The 1,003-nt window shown below is 65.9% G+C and carries 1 protein-coding gene; it reads right to left on the bottom strand.

The window, feature by feature from the left end:
• Positions 1 to 64 precede the first annotated feature (64 nt).
• Positions 65 to 979, bottom strand: a complete 915-nt coding sequence (locus I55_RS01530; protein WP_286364278.1) for a PQQ-binding-like beta-propeller repeat protein — start codon at positions 977 to 979, stop codon at positions 65 to 67.
• Positions 980 to 1,003 lie beyond the last annotated feature (24 nt).

Raw genomic sequence — 1,003 nt, forward strand, 5'->3', positions numbered from 1 at the left:
CGACATTGGGCCGGCCGATGATAGCGACCGTCAAGCGGCGGGGACTCGCCATAACTAAAACGCCTTATCGATACGCGAAGAGGTCGCCGTCGTCCGTCAGCACATACAGGGTGTTGTTGGCCACGATGGGGGCCACGCTGATGGGGTCGTCGAACTCTGTCTTGTTGAGGATGTCGCCGTTGGCGGGCGACGCTTCCACAACCTGCCCCAGGCTGTTGGCCATAATCAAGCGTCCACCGGCTGCGATAGGACCAACCCAGTTAATCGGATCCTTGCGCTTCTCCGGATTCTCCCAACGTTCCAGCTGCTTGATCCAGCGGACGCGGCCGGTATCACGGGTCAGCGCCACCAATTGGGCCTCGTTGTTCAGGACGAACACCCAGTCGCCCACCACCGCCGGCTGGTTCTGGCCGCCGACATCCTGTTCCCAGATGTGCTGGCCGGTGCGCTGGTCGATGGCGACCATGCGACCGGAATAGCTGATGGCGAACACCTGGTTGTGATCCACGACCGGCAGGCCCTTGATGTCCGCCAGGTTGGCCAGGTTGGCGCCCCGGCGCGACGACGCCAGGTTGTCGCTCCACGCCGGGTGGCCGTTGTCCACGCGCAGCGCGTACAGCTCGCCCGAGGAATACGGGATGATGGTGACGTCGTTGTCCACCGCGGCGCTGGCCCCGCCCAGGAGGGCCGCCGGCTCGGGGAAGCCCGCATGCGTCCACTGCAGCACGCGGTTGTTGGACGCCAGCACGATGCACTGGTTGTCGATGGTCACGACGAAGACGCGGCCGCCGGCGACCGTGGGGCCGGAGCGGATGGGGGCGGCGATGCGCTGACGCCAGGCGACCTTGCCGTCCTTGGGATCGACCTTGATGGCTTCGCCATAGCCGGTGGTGACGAACACGGCACCGTCACCCACGGCGACGCCGCCACCCATGGCGGAGCCTTCCTGCTCAGGCCGCTTCATCTCGCTTTCCCACAGGCGCTTGCCCGGGCCTCATGAAGG

This window comes from Azospirillum sp. B4 (assembly GCF_000333275.1).
Lineage (GTDB): Bacteria > Pseudomonadota > Alphaproteobacteria > Azospirillales > Azospirillaceae > Nitrospirillum.